The organism is Streptomyces sp. GS7 (assembly GCF_009834125.1).
Lineage (GTDB): Bacteria > Actinomycetota > Actinomycetes > Streptomycetales > Streptomycetaceae > Streptomyces.
The window spans coordinates 4,864,807-4,885,351 of record NZ_CP047146.1; the positions used below are offsets into that span (position 1 = coordinate 4,864,807).

Genomic DNA, 20,545 nt, shown 5'->3' on the forward strand with positions numbered 1-20,545 from the left:
TCGACAGCTTTCGGACAGGGGCGTGTCACCGCAGTCTTATGTGACATGACACACGCCGTTCATGGAGAGGTAGTGATGACGTGAGACCGCCACATCTTCTGTCCGGTACACGGGGCGTGCCAGGCGTACGGCCGGTGCTCGTACGGCTGTTGCTCGCCGGCCTGCTCCCCTTGCCGCTACTTTTCGGCGTCCCGCCCGCCCATGCCGCCTCCACGTCCACCGGCAGCCCTCTGCCTGTGCACTGCGCGGCACCACCGGTTGGTCGGACGAAGGCCACGACACGGACTACTCCGTATTCGAGCGTCCGCCGGAACCATCAAGATCGCCATGATCTTCGTGGACTTCCCGGACGCGCCCGCCACCGAGCCCCCGGCCAGTGACGCGGCCCGACTACGGGTACCAGCGCGGGATGACGCACGAGCAGCACGAGGCATACGTCAGGGACGCGGTCACCGCGGCCGATCCGGATGTGGACTTCTTGCAGTACGACATGGTCTACGTCGTGCCGACGAGGAATGCCTCGGCGATCTCCTACACGCCCACCTATGTGTACGAGCCGGGAACGGAGGGCGTCGTCGCCGACGGCACCCGGATCAGGTGGGCGGTGACCTTCGGCCAGGACATGTGGCACTGGGGGAAGAAGCTGGTGGCCCACGAGACCGCGCACACCTTCGGACTGCCCGACCTCTACGCCTTCGACGCGGGCGACGACGCCCACCGCTTCGTGGGCGGATGGGATGTGATGGGTCTGATAGGAGGGGCCGGGCCTCAGTACTTCGCCTGGCAGTCCTGGAAGTTGGGCTGGACCGATGACCGTCAGGTCGTGTGCCGGGCCTCGGCGGGCAGTGACACCGTGCGCCTCACCGCCGTCGAGTACGGGGCGGGTAACAAGACGGCGGTGATACCCACGAGTCCCACGACCGCCTATGTCGTCGAGTCGCGGCGCGCGGTCCAGGCGGATGCCGGTCTGTGCTCCACCGGTGCGCTGGTCCACAAGGTCGACTCCTCCGTACAGACCGGTGCAGGGCCGATCCAGGTCGTGGACGCCAAGCCGAAGACCACGCCGAAGCCGGGCTGCCGCCCGCTGGACGGCGCCCCGTACTGGGCCGGCGAGACGTTCACCGACTCCGCGGCCGGCGTTGCCATCGAGGTGCTGAGCGCCGACGGGTACGGAGAGACCGTGCGGATCACGAAGTCGTAGTGGGACAAGGGTGGTGATGCCCGGCTCCGTCATCCGTGAGCCGGGCACCACCACGCTCGGGCCCTTCAGGCCGCTTCCGGGAAGTGGCATGCCACCCGCCGCGCCGCGCCCGGCTCCACCGGGCGCAGCGCGGGGGTGTCCGTGCGGCAGATCCCCTGGGCCTTGGGGCAGCGCGGGCGGAGGGCGCAGCCCAGCGGGCGGGCGGCCGGGCTGTCGGGGCCTCGCCCGCGCGAGCGAAGCGGAGAGCCTGGGGAGGGCTCCCCCAGCAGGGAGACCCGTTCGCGCGCTCGTTCGACGGCCGGGTCGGGCACCGGGACGGCGGACAGCAGCGCACGCGTGTAGGGGTGCGCCGGGGCCGCGTACACCTGCTCCTTCGGACCGATCTCGACGATCCGGCCGAGGTACATCACGGCAACCCGGTCGCACACCCGCTTGACGACCGACAGGTCGTGGGCGATGAAGAGGTAGGCCAGGCCGAGTTCGTGCTGCAACCGCTCCATCAGGTTGACGACCTGGGCCTGGACGGAGACGTCGAGGGCGGAGACGGGTTCGTCGGCGACGACCAGGCGGGGGCCGGTGGCCAGGGCGCGGGCGATGCCGATGCGCTGTGCCTGGCCGCCGGAGAACTCGTGGGGATAGCGGTCGATGTGTTCGGGGATGAGCCCCACCAGCTCCATCAGCTCGGCGGCGCGCGTACGTGCTTCGGCCGCCGGAGTGCCCTGCACCAGCAGTGGGTCGGCGATGATCCGGGCCACCGTCTGGCGCGGGTTGAGGGAGGAGTGGGGGTCCTGGAAGACCATCTGCAGGTCCTTGCGGAGCGGCTTGAGTTCGCGCGGTGACAGGTGGCTGATGTCCCGGCCGTCGTACGTGACCGATCCTGCGGTGGGCTCCAGAAGGCGGACGATCAGGCGGCCGGTGGTGGACTTGCCGCACCCGGATTCTCCGACCAGTCCCAGTGTCTCGCCCGCGGCCACGTCGAAGGTGATGCCGTCGAGGGCCCGGACCGGGGCAGCGGCTCTCCGTCGCCCGGGGAATGTCATGGTCAAGTCGCGTACGGAGAGCAGGGGTTCAGCGGACGTCATGAGATCACGCCTTCGTACGTGGGGAAGTGGCAGGCGGCCGGATGTCCGGCCGGGCCGTCGAGGAGGGGGCGGTCGCTCTCGCAGCGAGTGCGCTCCTCGGCGGTCGCGCAGGCGAGGCGGGGGCAGCGGGGCGCGAACGCGCAGCCGGGGGCGGGGGTGAGCAGGGAGGGCGGGCTGCCGGTGATGGCTCGCAGGGGTTCGTCGCCGTCGTCGTCGAGGCGGGGCAGGGAGTCGAGCAGGGCGCGGGTGTAGGGGTGGGCCGGTGTGGCGAAGAGGGTGTCCACGTCGGCCTGTTCGACGGCCGTGCCGCCGTACATCACGAGCACCTCGTGGGCGACGCGGGCGACCACGCCGAGGTCGTGCGTGATCATGATGACGGCCAGTTGCCGCTCCTGCTGGATCCGGGCGATGAGTTCCAGGATCTGTGCCTGGACGGTGACGTCCAGGGCGGTGGTCGGTTCATCCGCGATGAGCAGGTCGGGTTCGCAGGCCAGGGCCATGGCGATCATCACCCGCTGGCGCATGCCTCCGGAGAACTGGTGCGGGTGGTCGCGCGCCCGGCGCCGCGGGTCGGGAATGCCGACCTCGGCGAGCGCTTCCACGGCACGCGCACGGGCGGCTCGTCTGCCACTGCCGAAGTGCACGCGGTGGTGCTCGGCTATCTGCTCGCCCACTGTGTAGTACGGGTGGAGGCTGGAAAGCGGGTCCTGGAAGATCATCGCCATCCTCCGGCCGCGCAGCCGGTTCAGCTCGCGCTCCGCCAGCCCGGTCAGTTCCCGGCCGCCCAGCGTGATGGAACCGCTGACCGAGGCGCCGGTGTGCAACCCCATCACGGCCAGGGAGGTGACGGACTTGCCGGAGCCGGACTCGCCGACGATGCCGAGTGTCTCTCCCGGCCGTACCGCGAAGCCCAGGCCGTCCACGGCCCGTACCGTGCCGCGCGGGGTGGCGAAGGTGACCGTCAGGTCCTCTACGCACAGGAGGGGGTCGGGGGTGCTCATCAGTACCTCACTCGCGGGTCCACGACGGCATAGAGCAGGTCGACGGCCAGGTTGGCGATGACGATGAAGGTGGCCGCCAGGAGCGTCACTCCGAGGATCACCGGCTGGTCGCCGCTGGAGAGCGCACCGTAGAAGAGCCGTCCGATGCCGGGGAGCCCGAAGATGGACTCGGTGATCACCGCGCCGGCGAGGAGCCCGCCCAGGTCCATGCCGAAAATGGTCAAGATGGGGGTCATACCTGCCCGTAGGCCGTGTTTCACCACGACGGTCCGGTACGGCAGGCCCTTGGCGCGGGCGGTGCGGATGTAGGGTTCCGCCATCGTCTCGATCATCGAACTGCGGCTCTGCCGCGCATACATCGCCGCGTACAGGATGGCCAGGGCCACCCAGGGCAGTATCAGGTTCGACGCCCAGTGCAACGGGTCGTCGCCGAAGGGCACATACCCCGGATAGGGCAGCAGGCCGGCGATCCGGATCACGCCGTAGATCAGCATCATCGAGGTGAAGTAGACCGGCAGCGAGGCGGCGGCCACGGCACCGACCATGAGAGCGCGATCCGTGAGGGTGTCCTTGCGCAGGGCCGCGACGACCCCTGCCGACAGCCCGAGGACCAGCCAGATCACGGCGGCGCCGAAAGCCAGTGAGGCGGAGACCGGCAGACGGTCCGTCATGAGATCCCAGACATCCTCGCTGTTCTCGTAGGAGTAGCCCAGGCACGGGAAGTGGCAGTGCAGCGTGTACTGTCCGCTGCCCATGGAGCGGCCGGTGAAGATGCCGGCGACGAAGTCGGTGAACTGTCGCCACAGCGGCTGGTCGAGACCCATGTGCGCACGGATCGCCGCCAGTCGTTCGGTGCTGCACGACTTGCCGCAGGCCGCGGCCGCCGGGTCGGACGGCAGGACGTAGAAGATGACGAAGGTGATGGCGGCGACGGCGATCAGGACGCCGATCGCACTGAGCAGCCGACGCCCGACGTATTGGATCATGTACGGCTTCTCCTCGGGTCCAGGACGTCCCGCAGCGCGTCGCCGAGCAGCGTGAACGCGAGCACGGTGAGGAAGAGACAGGTGCTGGGGATGACGAAGTACATGGGATCGGTGTCGTAGAAGGCGACGCTCTCGGCGATCATCTGACCCCAGGAGGGAGTGGGCGGGCGGACGCCGACGCCCAGATAACTCAGAGCCGCCTCGGTGGCGATCATCCCCGGGATGATCAGGGTGGTGTAGGCGATGACCGGTCCGGCGACGCCCGGGAGGACATCACGGGTGAGGATCCGCCAGGGGCCGGAGCCGCCGACGCGGGCGGCGTCGACGTACTCGCGGTGCTTGAGTGAGAGCGTCTGGCCGCGTACCACACGGGCGATACCGGGCCAGCCGAAGAGCCCGATCACGGCGGTCATCAGCATGATCCGGTTGACGTCCCGTGCCACCGACATCATCGCGATCATGAAGATGAGGGACGGGAAGGACATGGTGAGGTCCATCAGCCGGGAGAGCACCGCGTCGGTGCGGCCGCCGAAGTAGCCGGCCGCGATACCGGCCGCCGTGCCGGCGACGACGACGATCGCGGTGGCGGTGAAGGCGATGAGCAGTGAGACCTGGGCGCCCTGCACGACCCGGGCGAACAGATCGCGACCGGTGACGGGTTCGACACCGAGCCAGTGGTCGGCGGAGATTCCGCCGAGCGGGCCGATGGGCTGCCCGCCCAGGTAGGGGTCGACCGCGGTCTTGTCGAACTCCTCGGGTGACCAGCCGCCCAGAGTGCTCAGCAGCGGGGCGGCCGCCGCCGTGATCGCGAAGAGCGCGATCACGACGAGGGAGGTCTTCACGGAGGCGCGTCGGCGCAGCTGCTGCCAGGCACCCTGCCAGGGGCCGCTGCCCGCCGGGGCGACGGTGGAGGTGATGGCCATGACGGGGCCTCCTTCAGCCTTCGCTCTTGGCGGGGTCCTTGAGGCCGACCGAGGCGTAGTCGAGCTGGCCGCCGAAGGAGGTCTGCCCGTACGCGCCCGCGACGTTGGTCCCCACCACCAGCGGCCAGCGCCGTACCAGGACGGGTACCGCCGGGGCCTTGGCGAGGATCTCACCGTCCAGCTTCCGCCAGGCCGCGGTCGCCTTCCTGGCATCGGTCATGGCGGCGATCTCGTCCATCCGTTTCATGGTCGGAGCGTCGCGGAAGAGGGAGTGGTTGCCCGAGTTGCCCTTCTCCTTGATGTAGCGGCCGTCGAAGACGAAGGGCAGGAAGGTGGAGCCGGACGGGTAGTCGGGACACCAGCCGGTGTAGACCATGTCGGTGCGGTGGGTGGTGTCGCCGATGGTGGCGTAGAACGCGGACGGGTCGACCGTCTCTATGGTGACCTTGATGCCGGCCTTGGCGAGCGCCTGCTGGATCGCCTCGGCCCGCCCCTTGTCACCGTTGGAGACCGTCATCGTGGTGGTGAAACCGTTCGCCTTGCCGGCCTCTTCCAGCAACTTCCTTGCCTTGTCCGCGTCCCCGGTGGTGGGGATCTTCAGAGTGTCGGGCTGGGTACCGCCGAAGAGCGCGGCGGGCATGTAGGCGGTGGACACGTCGTTGAAGGCGGGACCGCCGGAGGCGGTGACCACGGCCTCCTTGTCGAGGGCGTACTGGACGGCCTGACGGACCTTCACATCGTTGAAAGGCGCACGCCCGGTGTGCATCTGCACCATGTCGGTGCAGTTGGTCGACTCGGCGAGCAGCCGCTCGCGGACGTCGGCTCTGGGCAGGACCTTGCCCGCGCTCTCCGGTCGGAGCGCGGACCACGGCACGGTGGAGGCGTCCGCGCCCTGGCCGGCGATCATCCGGTCGTCGATCTGGTTGGCCCTGAGCCCCATGACCATGACCAGCTTGTCCGGGTACGCCTTGCGTATCGCGTCCGTCTTGGGGTCCCAGTGGGGATTGCGGACCAGGACCAGCTCCTTGTTGCGCTGGTACGTCTCGACCTTGTACGGGCCCGAGGAGAACGGCCGGTTGTCGTACTGGGGCCCGGTGTCCTTCGCCTCCGGCACCGGAGCGAACGTGGGCATCACCGTCGCGTTGGGGAACTCGGCGAAGGGCCTGCGCAGTTCGAAGACGATGGTCCTGTCATCCGGCGTCTTGATGGAGTCCAGGTGCTTGCCGTCGGCCGGGCCCTGATATCCCGCGGCGTCCTTGAGGTAGCGGGCCGCGTAGTCGGCGCCGCCGGGCAGGTCCGGAGAGAAGGACCGCTCCACGTTGTACTTGATGTCCCGGGCGGTGACGGGCGTCCCGTCCTCGTACCTTATCCCTGTTCTGAGGTGGAAGGTCCACGTCTTGGCGTCGTCCGAGGGCGTGCCGAGGTCGGTTGCGAGGTCGGGGACCAGCTCGCCGCCGGCGGTTCCGGGGGCCGCCTTGTACGACACCAGGGTGCGGTAGAGCAGCCGGGTCCCGAAATCCATCCCGCTGACCACCCAGTTGCGGGCCGGGTCGAGGTGGGTGAAGTCCTGGTCGGACAGGATGGTGAGGGTCCCGCCCTTGTGCGGCGCCCCGCCAACTACCCGGCCGTTGTTGGCCGTTGCGAGGTTCCTTCCGTGGGCGCCAGCCGCCTGCCGCTCGCCGGAGCAACCGGCCGCGCCGAGGACGAGGGCCGCCGCCAGTGCGGTGGACAGGGCGGTGGAAGTGCTCTTGTTCATGGGTGGTCACTCCGCAAGAGATCGGACAGCCAGAGCTGGCTGGAGTGTGACCGGTAACATAGTAATGTGAAATTGCACTGACAAGGTGTCGGTGACTTCTTTAGCTCGCCCACGCCCGAGGGGCTGCCGTCGCGGGCGACCGCAAAGCCGCCTGGACCAGCGCGACTTCCGGCATCCGCAGGGCGCGTCACGACCCGCCGGTCCCGGCGGAACTCGTCGCCGCAGGAAGGCAGTTGACCGCTGACCCTTGGCATGCAGAGTGCAATGTGAAATATTACTGACGTGCTGACAAGGAACTCCGCAGACGTCATCGTCGTCGGGGCAGGCATGGTCGGTTCGGCCTGCGCCTACTACGCCGCCCGGTCCGGCCTCCGCGTCGCCGTACTGGACCGTGGCCCCGTGGCGGGCGGTACGACGGGGGCCGGCGAGGGCAACCTCCTGGTGTCCGACAAGGAGCCGGGCCCCGAACTCGAACTGGCCAAGGTTTCCGGCGAGTTGTGGCGGAAGCTGGCCGAGGAACTCCCGCCGGACATCGAGTACGAACCCAAAGGCGGGCTGGTCGTCGCCTCCGACAAGGCGGGGATGGCCGCGTTGCGCGACTTCGCGTCCGGGCAGCGCGTGGCGGGTGTCACGGCGGAGGAGGTCCCGGCCGACCGCCTGCGAGACCTGGAACCCCATCTCGCCGCCGGACTGGCGGGTGGCATGCACTATCCCCAGGACGCGCAGGTCATGCCGGCGCTCGCCGCCGCCCATCTGCTGCGCGCGGGTGGCGAGCGGGTCCGGCTGCGCCTCGGCGAGGAGGTCACAGGTCTGCTCACCGAGGCGGGTGGTGAGATCCGGGGAGTGCGGACGACGGTCGGGGAACTCCATGCCCCATACGTGGTGAACGCCGCCGGGACCTGGGGCGGAGAGATCGCCCGCCTGGCGCGCGTCGCGCTTCCCGTCCGGCCCCGCCGGGGCTTCGTCCTGGTCACCGAGCCGCTCCCACGCGTCGTGCGCCGCAAGGTGTACGCGGCCGACTACGTCGCCGACGTGGCCAGCGGCTCCGCGGCGCTGCAGACGTCGGCGGTGGTGGAGGGCACTGCGGCGGGGCCGGTCCTGATCGGCGCCAGCAGGGAACGGGTCGGCTACGACCGCACGCTCTCGCCCGAGGTGCTGCGGCGCCTGGCGGCCCAGGCCACCGCTCTCTTCCCGGTCCTGGCCGGGATCCGGGCGATGCGCACGTACGTCGGCTTCCGTCCGTACCTGCCGGACCACCTGCCCGCCATCGGCCCCGATCCGCGCGTCCCCGGCCTGCTGCACGCCTGCGGCCACGAGGGCGCGGGGATCGGGCTGGCCCCCGCCACCGGACTGGCCATCGCACGGTCGCTGACCGGTGGCGAACCGCCGCTCGACATCACCCCCTTCAGACCGGAGCGCTTCTCTCCGGCCGCCTGATTCCACCTGCCCCACAGTCACGAGAGGAGGAGCCATGGCCCGCACCCCCGCCGAACTGGTCGGTGCTCAGCCCGGTCCGCCCTTCCGTATCACCTTCGACGGGCGCGCCGTGACGGCTCTGCCCGGCCAGTCCGTCGCCGCCGCACTGTGGGGAGCCGGGATCCTGGCCTGGCGCACCACGCGCGGCGGCGGACGCCCGCGGGGCGCGTTCTGCGGCATCGGCCAGTGCTACGACTGCCTCGCCACCATCAACGGAGAGCCCAACCGGCGGGCCTGCCTGGTTCCGGCCCGGCCGGGGGACGCCGTCACCACTCAGGAAGGACACGGCCGTGCCGCTCTCGGCATCTGAACCGTACGACCTCGCGGTGATCGGTGCCGGCTCCGCCGGTCTCGCCGGAGCCGTCACGGCCGGTGAACTCGGACTGTCCGTCGCCCTGTTGGACACCTCCGCACAGACGGGCGGACAGTTCTACCGCACCCCCGCTCCCGCCCTGGGAGCCGTCCGACCCGAGGCCCTGCACCATGACTGGTCCGCCTACACGGACCTGCGCCGACGGCTGGCCCGGAGCGATGTCGTCCGTCATCTTCCCGGGCATCACGTGTGGAGCGTGACGAAGGACGAGGAGGAGGGTGCGGGTGTCGGGGCCGGCGACGGACTGTGGGCGGTACACGCCGTCACCGGCGCCGACGGCGGCGGTGAGCGCCCCGTGCGCGTACGGGCCCGTGCGGTGCTGTTGGCGACCGGCGCCTGCGAACGTCAACTCCCCTTCCCGGGCTGGACGTTGCCCGGTGTCGTGGGGGCCGGTGGAGCCCAGGCCATGCTCAAGTCGGGTCTGGTGCTGCCGGGGCGGCAAATCGTCGTGGCGGGCAGTGGCCCTCTGCTGCTCGCGGTGGCCTCCTCGCTGGCAGCCGCCGGCGCGCAAGTGCCGGCCGTCGTCGAGGCGTCCGGCTATCTGCGCTACGCCCGGCACCCCCGGGCGCTGGCCACCAATCCGCACAAGGCCGCCGAGGCGCTGCTCCATGGTGCGGCGTTGCTGTGGCACCGGGTGCGGGTGCGGGTGCGCAGCGCGGTCACCGAGGTGCACGGCACGGACCAGGTGGAGGCCGTCACCGTCACGCGTCTCGATCGCGACTGGCGCCCCGTACCGGGGTCGGGGCGTCGGATCGTCTGCGACGCGCTGGCCGTCGGACACGGCCTGGTCCCTCAGATCGAGCTGGCCACGACGCTCGGCTGCGCCACCCGCCCGCTGTCCGACGGCACCCGGGCCCTGACCCTGGACGACCTCCAGGAGACTTCGGTGCGCGGTCTGTGGGCGGCAGGTGAGACCGGAGGGGTGGGCGGGGCCCAACTGGCCCGGGTGGAAGGGGAACTGGCGGCAGTGGCGGTAGCCGCACGCATCCTCGGACGTCCCGCCCATGGCGGCCGGGTCCGGGAGCTCGGGCGCCGCCGGGACCGGATGCGCGCCTTCGCCGACGCGATGGCCGCCGTCCACGCGCCTGGCCCCGGGTGGCCGCGCTGGCTCACCGACGACACCGCCGTGTGCCGCTGCGAGGAGGTCACCGCCGGGCGGGTCCGGGAGGCGATCGAGGACCTCGGAGCGCGGGACGCACGCACCGTCAAGCTGCTCACCCGAGCCGGTATGGGCTGGTGTCAGGGCCGGATGTGCGGTGCGGCGGTGGCCTGCCTCGCGGCCCGCGGCCAACCCGCCGAACCTCCGGCCGATCGCCGCCCGTTCGCCACTCCCGTCCCCCTCTCGGCACTCGCCGTCCTCGATGCCCCCGACACACCCTTCGTCACCGAGCCAGAGGGCTCTGCCGACGCACCCGGGGGCCACACCACGACCGCATCGGGGCCCGACGCCTCCCCCGGCGACGGCTGACCCCGGGCCAAGCCTTTCCCGAGGCACCACACCACCCAGTGAAATGTCACATTCCATAGAGAGGTGCTTTGTCGACATGACCGACTCCACCACCTGGCACACCGACCGTCCGTGGCGCGGAATCATGGTCGCCACCACCCTGCCCCTGCGGGACGACCTCTCCGTCGACCACGACGCCTACGCGGAGCACGTGCGCTGGCTGATCGACAACGGCTGCGACGGAGTCGTGCCCAACGGCTCGCTCGGCGAGTACCAGACCCTCACCGACGAGGAACGGGCCCGCGTCGTCCGTACCGCCGTCGAGGCCGCGGGCGACGGGGCGAGGGTCATGCCCGGCGTCTCCGCCTACGGCAGCGGCGCAGCCAGGCGCTGGGCGGAGCAGGCGGCCGACGAGGGCTGCGGCTCGGTACTGCTCCTGCCCCCGAACGCCTACCGGGCCGACGAGTCGGGCGTGCGCGCCCACTACGCCGAGGTCGCCCGCGCCGGGATGCCGATCGTCGCCTACAACAACCCCATCGACACCAAGGTCGACCTCACCCCGGGCACGCTGGCCCACCTCCACCAGGACGGCAGCATCGTCGCCGTGAAGGAGTTCACCGGCGACGTCCGCAGGGCCTACGAGATCGCCGAACTCGCCCCGGAACTCGATCTGCTGATCGGCGCCGACGACGTCCTGCTGGAACTCGCCCTCGCCGGCGCCGTCGGCTGGATCGCCGGATACCCCAACGCCTTCCCCACCAGCTGCGCCACGCTGTACCACGCCGCCGTCGCAGGCGACCTGGCCACGGCCCGCCCGCTCTACAAGACCCTGCACCCCTTGCTGCGCTGGGACTCCAAGACGGAGTTCGTGCAGTCCATCAAGCTGTCCATGGACCTCGTCGGGCGGCGGGGCGGACCCACGCGCCCACCGCGTTCTCCGCTCACCGGGCAGTCCGAGGCGGCGGTGCGGGCCGCCACCCAGAAGGCCGTCGCCGACGGTCACCGCTGACCACGTCACCCGCTCATCGACCAGAGCGCCCCGCCCACCGAAAGGAAGCCCGTGCGCACCCGCCATGTCTTCCACGCCGTCGATTCCCACACCGAGGGCATGCCCACCCGCGTGATCACCGGTGGCGTCGGGGTCGTCCCCGGCACCACCATGGCCGAGCGGCGGACGTACTTCATCGAGCACATGGACCGCCTCCGGACGCTCCTGATGTACGAACCACGCGGTCATGCCGCCATGAGCGGCGCCATCCTCCAACCGCCCACCCGCCCCGACGCCGACTACGGGGTCCTCTACATCGAGGTCTCCGGGCTCCTCCCGATGTGCGGACACGGCACGATCGGGGTCGCCACCGTCCTGGTCGAGACGGGCATGGTGCCGGTGACCGAACCGGTCACCACCGTCCGGCTCGACACCCCGGCGGGACTGGTGAGCGTCGACGTGCAGGTGGCGGACGGCGCCGCCACGTCCGTCACGCTCACCAACGTTCCCGCCTTCTGCGCCGCCCTGGACCGCACGGTCGAGGTCCCCGGCCACGGCACGGTCACCTACGACCTCGCGTTCGGCGGGAACTTCTACGCATTCGTCGAACTCGACGCGCTGGGGCTGCCGTTCGACCGCGCCCGCAAGGACGACCTACTGGCCGCCGGACTGGCCATCATGGACGCCGTCAACACCTCTCCGGAGCGGCCCGTACACCCAGAGCGGCCGGAGATCGCCGGAGTCAAGCACGTCTACCTCGCCGCTCCCGGCTCCGACGCCCACCACTCGCGGCACGCGATGGCCATCCACCCCGGCTGGTTCGACCGCTCCCCGTGCGGCACGGGCACCTCGGCCCGGATGGCCCAGCTGCACGCGCGCGGCCAACTTCCCCTGAACCGCGACTTCGTCAACGAATCCTTCATCGGCACGCGCTTCACCGGCCGTCTGATCGAGGAGACCACGGTCGGCGCACTGCCCGCCGTCGTACCGGCCGTCACCGGACGCGCCTGGATCACCGGCACCGCCCAGTACTTCCTGGACCCGGACGACCCCTTCCCCGGAGGTTTCCTCCTGTGACCGCCCCCACCTCCCTCATCACCTCGCACAACCCGGCCGACCCCACCGACGTCCTACTCCAGATCCCGGCGCCCGGCGCCTCCGGGACGGCCGACGCCGTGGGGCGGGCCCGCACCGCCCAGCCCGACTGGCTGCTCGGCGGGGCGGCCGCGCGCTCCGCCGCACTCGGCGCGGTCGCCGCCGCCATCGACGCCGCCGCGGCCGAGCTGACGGCACTCACCGTCCGCGAGGTGGGCAAACCGCTCACCGAGGCCCGGGCCGAAGTCGCCCGCACGGCCGCGATCTGGCACTACTACGCCCAGGCCCCGTACGAACCCGTCGGCGCTGTCCACGAGACCGCCGCCGGCCCTGGCCTGCTTCTCACCCGTCGCCGTCCGCACGGCGTGGCTGGACTGATCACGCCCTGGAACTTCCCGTTCGCCATCCCCAGTTGGAAGGCCGCCCCGGCGCTCGCGGCCGGCAACGCGGTCGTCCTCAAGCCCGCACCCGAGGCCACCGCCTGTGCGCGGCGACTGGCCGAGATCGTTCAACAGGCCCTACCCGGCGGGGTGTTCACCCTCCTGCCCGGCGGAGCCACCGAAGGTCAGGCGCTCGTGTCCACCGCCGACGTCGTCTCGTTCACCGGCTCGACCGCCGTGGGCCGGGACGTCGCCCGCGCCGCCACGGAACGGGGTGTCCCGGTCCAGGCCGAGATGGGCGGTCTCAACGCGGCGATCGTCCTCCCCGACGCAGACATCGAACGGGCCGCGGCACACCTCGCCGCCGCCATCGCCGGGTACGCGGGGCAGAAGTGCACCGCCACCAGCCGCGTCATCGCGGTCGGCGCGGCCCTCGCCCCCCTGCGCGAGGCGCTCACCGCGGCGCTGCGAGCCGTACCCGTCGGTGATCCGGCCGACGCGGCGACCGTGTGCGGGCCGCTGATCAGCGAAGCGGCCCGCGACCAGGTCGGCGACGCCTGGCAGGGCCTGAGCCCGGCGGCCGGCGGAACAGTGCCCGACGGGGCCGGCTGGTACGCGGCCCCGACGCTGCTCGAAAAGGTCCCACCGGGACACCGCCTGCTGCGTGAAGAGATTTTCGGTCCCCTCGCCGTCCTGCTGCCCGCCGACGACCTCGCCCACGCCGTACAGCTCACCAACTCCGTGCCGTACGGCCTGGTCACGTCGGTCCACACCGCCGATCTGGACGCGGCACTGTGCGGCCTCGACCGGCTCGACACCGGAATGATCCGGATCAACGCACCGTCCACCGGTGTCGACTTCCACCTGCCGTTCGGCGGCACCAAGGCATCCAGCCATGGGCCGCGTGAACAAGGCCATGCGGCGCTGGACTTCTACACCTCCACCCGGACCTACACCCTGTCACCCTCGCAGGCAACGTGACATTGTACGGTGGTCCACACCAGACCGAAGGGACCACGAGCGCCATGGGGCACCTGAAGCACCGCGATCTCAACGCCGGCCGGGAGCGGCTGCGCGATCAGGTGAGCAACGCCCTGCGGGCCGCCCTGATCTCCGGTGAACTGCGTCCGGGCACGGTGTACTCGGCACCGGTCCTCGCCGAGGACTTCGGGATCTCCGCCACCCCCGTGCGCGAGGCGATGCTCGACCTGGCCCGCGAGGGCCTGGTCGAGCCCGTCCGCAACAGGGGCTTCAGGGTCACCGAGGTCAACGAGCGCGACCTCGACCAGTACACCGAGATCCGCGCACTCATCGAGATCCCCACGGTCGGCCAGGTCGCACGCACCGCCACCCGCGAGGAACTGGAGGCGCTGCGCCCGGTTGCCGAAGAGATCGTGCGGGCCGCCCGCGATCACGACCTCATCGGCTATCTGGAGGCCGACCGGCAGTTCCACCTCTCGCTCCTGGCGCTCTCCGGCAACGACCGCCTCGTCGAGACCGTCGGCGACCTGCGCAAGCGTTCCCGACTGTACGGGCTCACCGCCCTCGACAACCGCGGCGAACTGATCCCCTCGGCCGAGGAGCACCTGGAGCTCCTCGACCTGATGCTCGCGGGCGACGCGAAGAAGGCCGAGCGGTGCATGGCCAAGCACCTGGGCCACGTCCGCTCCCTGTGGGCCGGCGGCGGCAGCTCCTCCCCGGCCGAAACCCAGGGCGCGACGCGGCGTTCCGGGAAGCGTTCGTCCTGAGGCGTTGAGGCACTGAGGCGGCGGAGGGCCTTCCATAACACCGCGCTATGCCCAAACAAGGGCTCCCCGGAAGCAGCCGGCTGAGGCACGCTGACCTGTGGCACATATGCAATGTCACACCTCACCAGCGCGTCCGTATCCGCCACCCCTCCTTCACCGTGCCTCGCCGTGAAAGGGCACCATGAACCCCGCTTACGCCACCACCGATCACATCTTCACCGTCCCGCTGGACTACTCCCTCCCGGACGGCCCGACCCTCCAGGTGTTCGCACGTGAGGTCGTCGACCCGGCTCGTACCCAGGACCAACTGCCCTGGCTCCTCTACCTGCAGGGCGGACCCGGCGGCAAGGCACCTCGCCCCTCGGCCGGATCGCCGGGATGGCTGCCCCAGGCGCTGAAGACCCACCGGGTGCTCCTCCTCGACCAGCGCGGTACCGGCCGCTCCACTCCGGTCACCGCCAAAACGGCCTCCCGGTTCGCCTCTCCGTCCGAACTGGCCGCTCACCTGGCCCACTTCCGCGCCGACGCGATCGTGGCCGACGCGGAGCTGATCCGCAGGCAACTGTGCGGCGAGGAACCCTGGGAGACACTCGGCCAGAGCTACGGCGGCTTCATCACCCTCACCTACCTCTCCCGGGCCCCCCACGGCCTGCGGGCCTGCTACGTCACCGGCGGCCTGCCCGGACTCACCGCGACCGCCGACGACGTCTACGCCCGCACCTACCCCCGCGTACGGGCCCGGGTCCTCGACTTCTACGCCCGCTACCCCGACGACGCCGCTCGCCTCCGCAAGATCGCCGATCTCCTCGCGTCCGACGACATCCGGCTGCCCGGCGGCGACCGCCTCACCATCCGCCGTCTACGCACCCTCGGCCTCGTCCTCGGGATGGGTGACGGCTTCGAACGCCTCCACTGGCTGCTCGACGAATCCCGGGGCCCGGACGGCGAGTTGACCGACACCTTCCTCCACCAGGTCGAGTCCCTGACCGGCTTCACCGACAACCCGCTGTTCGCCGTCATGCAGGAGACGCTGTACGGGCAGGGGGCCGGCCCGACCGACTGGGCCGCCACCCGGTCACTGACCGGCCTCCCCGAGTTCGCCGAGGACGCCGACCCCCTCCTCCTCACCGGAGAAATGATCTACCCCTGGATGTTCCGTGAGATCAAGGGCCTGCGCCCCTTCGCGGGCGCCGCGGACCTCCTCGCCCGGCGCACCGACTGGCCCCCGCTCTACGATCCCCGACGCCTCGCCTCCAACCAGGTCCCCCTGGCCGCGGTCGTCTATCACGACGACATGTACGTCGACGCAGGACTCTCCCTGCGCACGGCACATGACGTCGGCGCCACCCGCACCTGGGTCACCAACGAATGGGAGCACGACGGCGTCACCGTCTCCAACGGCCGTGTGCTTGCCCGCCTGATGGACCTGGCCGCCGGACGCGCGTAGTCCTCTCGCCTCGCGCCGCCCCTCCTCCCTCCCACGACAGGAGTGACATGTCCCCCCGCCCCACACGTCTGCGCGCCCTCACCGCGGCACTCGCCCTCACGTCCTGCCTCGCCACCCCCGCATCGGCGAACGGGGCCACGCCACCGCCGCCCCCTCGTCCTTCGTCCCCCGCCGCCGACTGCGCACTGCCTGGCAGGACCGGATGGACCGACGAAGGCCACGACACGGACCACACCCGGTTCCAGCGCGCCACCGGAACCAGGCGCGTCCTGATGCTGTTCGTGGACTTCCCCGACGCCAAGGCCACCGGCTCGACACGGCAGTACGCGGCTCAACTCGCCCCCGCCGCCGACTGGATGCGCACGGCCAGCTACGGGCGCACGCGCCTCGCCCTCACCGCACTGCACCGCTGGGTCCGCATGCCGGCGACTTCGGACTCGTACGGATTCCGGCGCGGCCTCACCTTCGAGGCCCACGAGAAGTACGTACGCGACGCGATCACCGCCGCCGACCCGTACGCGGACTTCTCCCGCTACGACATGGTCTACGTCGTCCCCACCAGGGCGGCCTCCGCGATCTCCTTCTCCCCCACCTACCTCTACGACCCCACCACGCCCGGGGTGACCGCCGACGGCACCCGCATCAAGTGGGCCGTGACCTTCGGCCAGGACCTGTGGCACTGGGGCCCCAAGGTCGCCGACCACGAGACCGGCCACACCTTCGGCCTGCCCGACCTGTACTCCTTCACAGGCGCCACCCACCAGTACGTCGGCGGCTGGGACGTCATGGGCAACATCGCCGGCCCCGCACCCCAGTACCTGGGCTGGCACTCCTGGAAGCTCGGCTGGACCCGTGACGCCCAGGTCGCGTGCTTGGCCGCACCCGGCCGACGCACCGTGCGCCTGACCCCGGTGGAACGACGCGCCGGCACCAAGATCGCCGTACTGCGCACCGGTGCGACGACGGCATACGTCGCGGAGTCCCGCAGGGCCGAGGGCCACGACACCGACTCGTGCTCGCGCGGCGTCCTCATCTACAAGGTCAACTCCGCCACCCGGACCGGCGAGGGACCGGTCCGGGTCATGAACGGCCACCCGTCCGCGAAGCCGCAAGCCGGCTGCACCGCCCTCGACCTGGCGGCGTACACACCCGGCCAACACTTCACGGACCCGGACGACGGCGTCCGCATCGACGTGCTCGCGGGCGATGCGGCGGGGGATGTGGTGAGACTCAGCAGGTCGTGAGTCCCTCGGGAGCAACGAGCGGGCGGTGACTGCTCGTTCGCCGTCTCACGCCGCAACCAGCCCTTCCGTGGCTCCCACCAGGTATGGATGCCGACGAGGTGCATCACCGCAGGTACGAGATCGGAGCGGACCACCACCGCGTCCACCGACAGTGCGGCAGCCAGGGAGAATCCCAAGAGCTTGACGACGGTCATGTCGCAACAGGCCTCACTGCCCTTGCTTCAGCCGTAGAGCGTCGTGTGCCTTGGGCTTGGGGCCAGCTGCCGCAGGGGAAACCACGTGGCCTCGGCGGACCCTGCGGGCCCGTCGGCGGACGAGCCCGCAGGGTCGTTCAGGGCCTGCGGCCGTGGAAGGTGCGGCGCAGGTCGCTCACCCAGGCGTCGGGGTTCTCCCAGGGGATGAAGTGGCCGCCGTGGTCGTGGGCGTTGACGTTGACGTGGTTGAACCAATCGGCCTGCGGGCCGGCCTTGAACGCCCGGACGCGCTCGTTGGCGGTGTGGATGCCGGGCGGGTTCTCATACGTGACGAAGGTGAGGCCGACCGGGGCCTGCACGACCGGGGTGCGGTCGTGGGCGGGGGCCCAGGGGTGGCGGTTGGCGTTGGCGTAGTAACGCATCGACGTGGCGATGGAGTTGTTCACCCAGTAGATCGTGGCGTGGGTGAGCAGGTCGTCCTTGGTGAAGACGGACTCGACGTCACCGCCGTTGTCGCTCCAGGCGTTCCAGCGCTCCAGCAGCCAGGCGAGCAGTCCGGCGGGTGAGTCGCTCAGCCCGTGGGCCAGGGTGGCGCCGTCGAGCATGTGCACGACGAGGTGGGACGCCGAGCGGTGGTCCAGCTCGGTGATGCGGGCGCGCACGTCGGCGGGCTGGTCGTCGGTGAGGGGCCGGTTCCGGGCGAAGTCCCAGGCGCGGGGGCCGGTGAAGAAGTCGAGCGGCAGACCGGAGCCGATGTGGATGCCGTACAGCTCGTCGGCGTACTTGTGGCCGAGCTGGCTGGAGACGATGCCGCCGATGTCGCAGCCGCCGGCGGCGTACTTCTGGTATCCCAGGGTCTCGGTCATCAGGGTGTGCCAGAGGTCGGAGACCTTCCAGAAGTTGACGTCCGGAAAGCCCGTGAGCGGGCCGGGGAAGCCGAAGCCGGGCAGGGACGGCACGATCACGTCGAACGCGTCGGCGGGGTCACCGCCGAACGCGGCCGGGTCGGCGAGCCGGTCGATCACCTTCGACCAGTGCCAGAACGTCCACGGCCAGCCGTGGGTGAGGATCAGCGGGATCGGGCGGGGGCCGCGGCCGGGCCTGCGCATGAAGTGCACCGGGACACCGTCGACGCTCACCTGGTAGTGCTCGTAGGCGTTGATCGCGGCCTCGGTCTTGCGCCAGTCGTAGCCGTCCCGCCAGTAGGCGACCAGCTCACGGAGATAGCTGTCCGGGACGCCGTAGGACCAGTCCTCGTTCCCCTCGTCCAGCGGCGGACGGGTCAGTGCGAGACGGGCGCGCAGGTCATCGAGGACCTCGTCGGGCACATGGATCGGGGTGGGTTCCAGAGGGAAGGCGTGCGGGCTGGTCATGGCGTGATTCCTTAACCGGGTAGGGGGAAGCGGTGTCGTCGGCCTGACGGGTGGTTGGGCGGCGAGCCGGGCCGTTTCAGAGAGGGCGGGTGCAGCATGAGGTCAGCCTCCATCCCTTCAGAGGTGGTGACAGGCGGCGATGCACGCACATGTGCCAGAAGCACATCACACCACCCCTGAGCTGAAAGGATGCCGGTCACGTCGCCCGCATCCGCAACTCAACCCCAGACCCGGCACCAAGGGAACCGGAACGTCGACGACTTGGCCATGCCTGCGGACATCGCCCGCCGACAAGCACGGCAGGCCGGGCAGGGGCGACTGGGCGCCTTCCCCGCCCTTACCGGCGGGCGGGAGCCGACCGCCGGGCGCGCCGCTTGGTGGCCTGGTAGCCGATCGTGAGGATCGCGCACCACACGGCCCATACGTACAGGCCGAGGCGGGTGTCGCTGGAGGCGGCCATCAGCACGACCACGAAGACGAGCGCGGCGAGGGCGATCCAGTTGGTGACCGGGGCGCCGGGCATCCGGAAGTCGACGGCGGGCAGGAGCCCGGCGCGCGCCCTGGACCGGTAGCGCAGGTGCGCGATGAGGATCACGGCCCAGGTCCACAGGCCGGCGCAGGCGCTGACCGAGGTGACGTAGACGAACGCCTTGTCCGGGGAGACGACGTTGACGACGACGCCGATGCCCATGACGACGGTGGACAGCACCAGTGCGGGCAGCGGAAGGTGGCGCTTGGTGAGGTTCCTCATGACCCTCGGGGCCTCGCCGTTGACGGCCAGTCCGCGGACCATCCGACTGGCGGAGTAGATACCGGAGTTGCAGGAGGACAGGGCGGCGCTGAGGACGACGAAGTTCATGATCCCGGCGGCTCCGGGGATGCCGACCTGGGCGAGGACTTGGACGAAGGGGCTGACTCCGGGGGTGTACCGGGTCCAGCTGAGGACGGAGAGCAGGATGACCAGCGCGCCGATGTAGAAGACGGCGATACGGACGGGAAGGGTGTTGATCGCCTTGCGGAGCGTCTGCTTGGGGTTCTCCGCCTCACCGGCGGTGAGGCCGATGAGTTCGATGCCCAGGTAGGCGAAGACGACGCCCTGCATGGCGGCCATGGTCTTCCAGGCGCCGTGCGGCGCGAACCCGCCGTCGGCCCACAGATGCCGGATGGAGGCGTCCTGCCCGAGGGAGGAGAAGCCGAAGGTCAGTACGCCGACGCCGATCACGATCAGGGCGGTGATCGCCACGACCTTGATGGTGGCGAACCAGAACTCCAGCTCGCCGAAGAGCGCGACGGAGACCAGGTTCGCGACGAAGAGCACGATCAGGGCCGCTGCGGCCGTGGCCCAGACCGGGACGGCGGGCCACCAGTAGGCGACGTAGTGGCCGGCCGCGGTCACCTCGGCCATGCACGCGGCGACCCATGCGGCCCAGTACGACCAGCCGGTGACGAAGCCCGCGAACGGGCCGCAGAACTCGCGCGCGTAGTCCGCGAAACTGCCGGACGTGGGGCGGTAGGTAAGGAGTTCACCCAGCGCCCGCATGACGAAGAAGATGACGACGCCCGCCACGGCGTAACACGCCAGCAGGCTCGGCCCGACCTCGGCGATTCCGGTGCTGGAACCGTAGAAGAGCCCGGTGCCGATCGCGCCTCCGATGGCCATCATCTGGATCTGGCGGGCGCTCAGTCCGCGCCGGTAGCCCTCGTCGGGTGTTTCCGTGCCGGCGTCGCCGCCGAGACGGGGTGGTGCGGTCTTCGCTGAGGTCATGGTGGTGCCCTTTCGCTCCACGGCTCGATGCTCCACGTGCTGTCCTGCTCTGTCCTGCTCGGTGTG

Annotated in this window: 17 protein-coding genes; 10 read left to right on the forward strand and 7 right to left on the reverse strand. The window is 70.6% G+C overall.

Features of this window, described 5'->3' with window-relative positions:
* Nucleotides 1-409 precede the first annotated feature (409 nt).
* Nucleotides 410-1,201, forward strand: coding sequence for a hypothetical protein (locus GR130_RS21545; protein ID WP_236573327.1), 792 nt, complete (start codon nucleotides 410-412; stop codon nucleotides 1,199-1,201).
* Nucleotides 1,202-1,266: 65 nt separating this feature from the next.
* Here the strand turns inward: GR130_RS21545 and GR130_RS21550 are convergent, their stop codons facing one another.
* Genes GR130_RS21550 through GR130_RS21570 form a run of 5 tightly spaced genes read right to left on the reverse strand, consistent with a single transcriptional unit; the run spans nucleotide 1,267 to nucleotide 6,949 of the window.
* Nucleotides 1,267-2,283 (reverse strand): ABC transporter ATP-binding protein, encoded by a 1,017-nt coding sequence (locus tag GR130_RS21550; protein WP_159506213.1) that lies wholly within the window; start codon nucleotides 2,281-2,283, stop codon nucleotides 1,267-1,269.
* Nucleotides 2,280-3,284, reverse strand: coding sequence for an ABC transporter ATP-binding protein (locus GR130_RS21555; protein WP_159506214.1), 1,005 nt, complete (start codon nucleotides 3,282-3,284; stop codon nucleotides 2,280-2,282). Before GR130_RS21555 ends, GR130_RS21550 begins: the two co-directional genes overlap by 4 nt.
* Nucleotides 3,284-4,270, reverse strand: a complete 987-nt coding sequence (locus tag GR130_RS21560; RefSeq protein ID WP_159506215.1) for an ABC transporter permease — start codon at nucleotides 4,268-4,270, stop codon at nucleotides 3,284-3,286. Before GR130_RS21560 ends, GR130_RS21555 begins: the two co-directional genes overlap by 1 nt.
* Nucleotides 4,267-5,193 carry an ABC transporter permease gene (locus GR130_RS21565; protein WP_159506216.1) on the reverse strand — a complete coding sequence of 309 codons (927 nt, stop codon included), beginning with the start codon at nucleotides 5,191-5,193 and terminating at the stop codon, nucleotides 4,267-4,269. Before GR130_RS21565 ends, GR130_RS21560 begins: the two co-directional genes overlap by 4 nt.
* 13 nt (nucleotides 5,194-5,206) lie before the next feature.
* Nucleotides 5,207-6,949, reverse strand: a complete 1,743-nt coding sequence (locus GR130_RS21570) for an ABC transporter substrate-binding protein (protein ID WP_159506217.1) — start codon at nucleotides 6,947-6,949, stop codon at nucleotides 5,207-5,209.
* Between the two features lie 282 nt (nucleotides 6,950-7,231).
* Here GR130_RS21570 and GR130_RS21575 point away from each other — a divergent pair, with 282 nt between their 5' ends.
* From GR130_RS21575 to GR130_RS21615, 9 genes are all read left to right on the forward strand, one after another.
* A complete protein-coding gene (locus tag GR130_RS21575; protein ID WP_159506218.1) occupies nucleotides 7,232-8,386 on the forward strand; it encodes an NAD(P)/FAD-dependent oxidoreductase in 1,155 nt (384 codons plus the stop codon).
* Between the two features lie 34 nt (nucleotides 8,387-8,420).
* The gene (locus tag GR130_RS21580; RefSeq protein WP_159506219.1) at nucleotides 8,421-8,735 is read left to right on the forward strand and encodes a (2Fe-2S)-binding protein; all 315 of its coding nucleotides are present in this window, start codon (nucleotides 8,421-8,423) and stop codon (nucleotides 8,733-8,735) included.
* Nucleotides 8,716-10,266, forward strand: a complete 1,551-nt coding sequence (locus tag GR130_RS21585) for an NAD(P)/FAD-dependent oxidoreductase (protein WP_236573328.1) — start codon at nucleotides 8,716-8,718, stop codon at nucleotides 10,264-10,266. The genes GR130_RS21580 and GR130_RS21585 overlap by 20 nt, the downstream gene beginning before the upstream one ends.
* Nucleotides 10,267-10,342: 76 nt before the next feature.
* On the forward strand, nucleotides 10,343-11,254 hold the full coding sequence (locus GR130_RS21590; RefSeq protein WP_159506220.1) for a dihydrodipicolinate synthase family protein: 912 nt from the start codon (nucleotides 10,343-10,345) through the stop codon (nucleotides 11,252-11,254).
* A gap of 51 nt (nucleotides 11,255-11,305) precedes the next feature.
* Nucleotides 11,306-12,310, forward strand: a complete 1,005-nt coding sequence (locus tag GR130_RS21595; protein ID WP_159506221.1) for a proline racemase family protein — start codon at nucleotides 11,306-11,308, stop codon at nucleotides 12,308-12,310.
* Nucleotides 12,307-13,689 (forward strand): aldehyde dehydrogenase family protein, encoded by a 1,383-nt coding sequence (locus GR130_RS21600; RefSeq protein ID WP_159506222.1) that lies wholly within the window; start codon nucleotides 12,307-12,309, stop codon nucleotides 13,687-13,689. Before GR130_RS21595 ends, GR130_RS21600 begins: the two co-directional genes overlap by 4 nt.
* 44 nt (nucleotides 13,690-13,733) lie before the next feature.
* Complete coding sequence (locus GR130_RS21605; RefSeq protein ID WP_159506223.1) at nucleotides 13,734-14,456, forward strand: GntR family transcriptional regulator; 723 nt, start codon at nucleotides 13,734-13,736, stop codon at nucleotides 14,454-14,456.
* A 181-nt stretch (nucleotides 14,457-14,637) separates the two neighbouring features.
* Nucleotides 14,638-15,903: an alpha/beta fold hydrolase gene (locus GR130_RS21610; RefSeq protein WP_159506224.1), complete on the forward strand. Its 1,266-nt coding sequence runs from the start codon at nucleotides 14,638-14,640 to the stop codon at nucleotides 15,901-15,903.
* 47 nt (nucleotides 15,904-15,950) lie between these two features.
* Entirely contained in the window at nucleotides 15,951-17,147 is a 1,197-nt protein-coding gene (locus tag GR130_RS21615; protein WP_159506225.1) for a M6 family metalloprotease domain-containing protein, read from the forward strand.
* A gap of 331 nt (nucleotides 17,148-17,478) precedes the next feature.
* Here GR130_RS21615 and GR130_RS21620 read toward each other — a convergent pair whose 3' ends face one another.
* Nucleotides 17,479-18,714, reverse strand: coding sequence for an epoxide hydrolase family protein (locus tag GR130_RS21620; protein WP_159506226.1), 1,236 nt, complete (start codon nucleotides 18,712-18,714; stop codon nucleotides 17,479-17,481).
* Between the two features lie 337 nt (nucleotides 18,715-19,051).
* Nucleotides 19,052-20,479 carry an amino acid permease gene (locus tag GR130_RS21625; RefSeq protein WP_159506227.1) on the reverse strand — a complete coding sequence of 476 codons (1,428 nt, stop codon included), beginning with the start codon at nucleotides 20,477-20,479 and terminating at the stop codon, nucleotides 19,052-19,054.
* Nucleotides 20,480-20,545 lie beyond the last annotated feature (66 nt).

Excerpts from the sequence above, each read along its gene's own strand:
- GR130_RS21545 (WP_236573327.1), top strand. The coding sequence starts at position 410 with ATGACGCACGAGCAGCACGAGGCATACGTCAGGGACGCGGTCACCGCG.
- GR130_RS21550 (WP_159506213.1), bottom strand. The coding sequence starts at position 2,283 with ATGACGTCCGCTGAACCCCTGCTCTCCGTACGCGACTTGACCATGACA.
- GR130_RS21555 (WP_159506214.1), bottom strand. The coding sequence starts at position 3,284 with ATGAGCACCCCCGACCCCCTCCTGTGCGTAGAGGACCTGACGGTCACC.
- GR130_RS21560 (WP_159506215.1), bottom strand. The coding sequence starts at position 4,270 with ATGATCCAATACGTCGGGCGTCGGCTGCTCAGTGCGATCGGCGTCCTG.
- GR130_RS21565 (WP_159506216.1), bottom strand. The coding sequence starts at position 5,193 with ATGGCCATCACCTCCACCGTCGCCCCGGCGGGCAGCGGCCCCTGGCAG.
- GR130_RS21570 (WP_159506217.1), bottom strand. The coding sequence starts at position 6,949 with ATGAACAAGAGCACTTCCACCGCCCTGTCCACCGCACTGGCGGCGGCC.
- GR130_RS21580 (WP_159506219.1), top strand. The coding sequence starts at position 8,421 with ATGGCCCGCACCCCCGCCGAACTGGTCGGTGCTCAGCCCGGTCCGCCC.
- GR130_RS21590 (WP_159506220.1), top strand. The coding sequence starts at position 10,343 with ATGACCGACTCCACCACCTGGCACACCGACCGTCCGTGGCGCGGAATC.
- GR130_RS21605 (WP_159506223.1), top strand. The coding sequence starts at position 13,734 with ATGGGGCACCTGAAGCACCGCGATCTCAACGCCGGCCGGGAGCGGCTG.
- GR130_RS21610 (WP_159506224.1), top strand. The coding sequence starts at position 14,638 with ATGAACCCCGCTTACGCCACCACCGATCACATCTTCACCGTCCCGCTG.
- GR130_RS21615 (WP_159506225.1), top strand. The coding sequence starts at position 15,951 with ATGTCCCCCCGCCCCACACGTCTGCGCGCCCTCACCGCGGCACTCGCC.
- GR130_RS21620 (WP_159506226.1), bottom strand. The coding sequence starts at position 18,714 with ATGACCAGCCCGCACGCCTTCCCTCTGGAACCCACCCCGATCCATGTG.
- GR130_RS21625 (WP_159506227.1), bottom strand. The coding sequence starts at position 20,479 with ATGACCTCAGCGAAGACCGCACCACCCCGTCTCGGCGGCGACGCCGGC.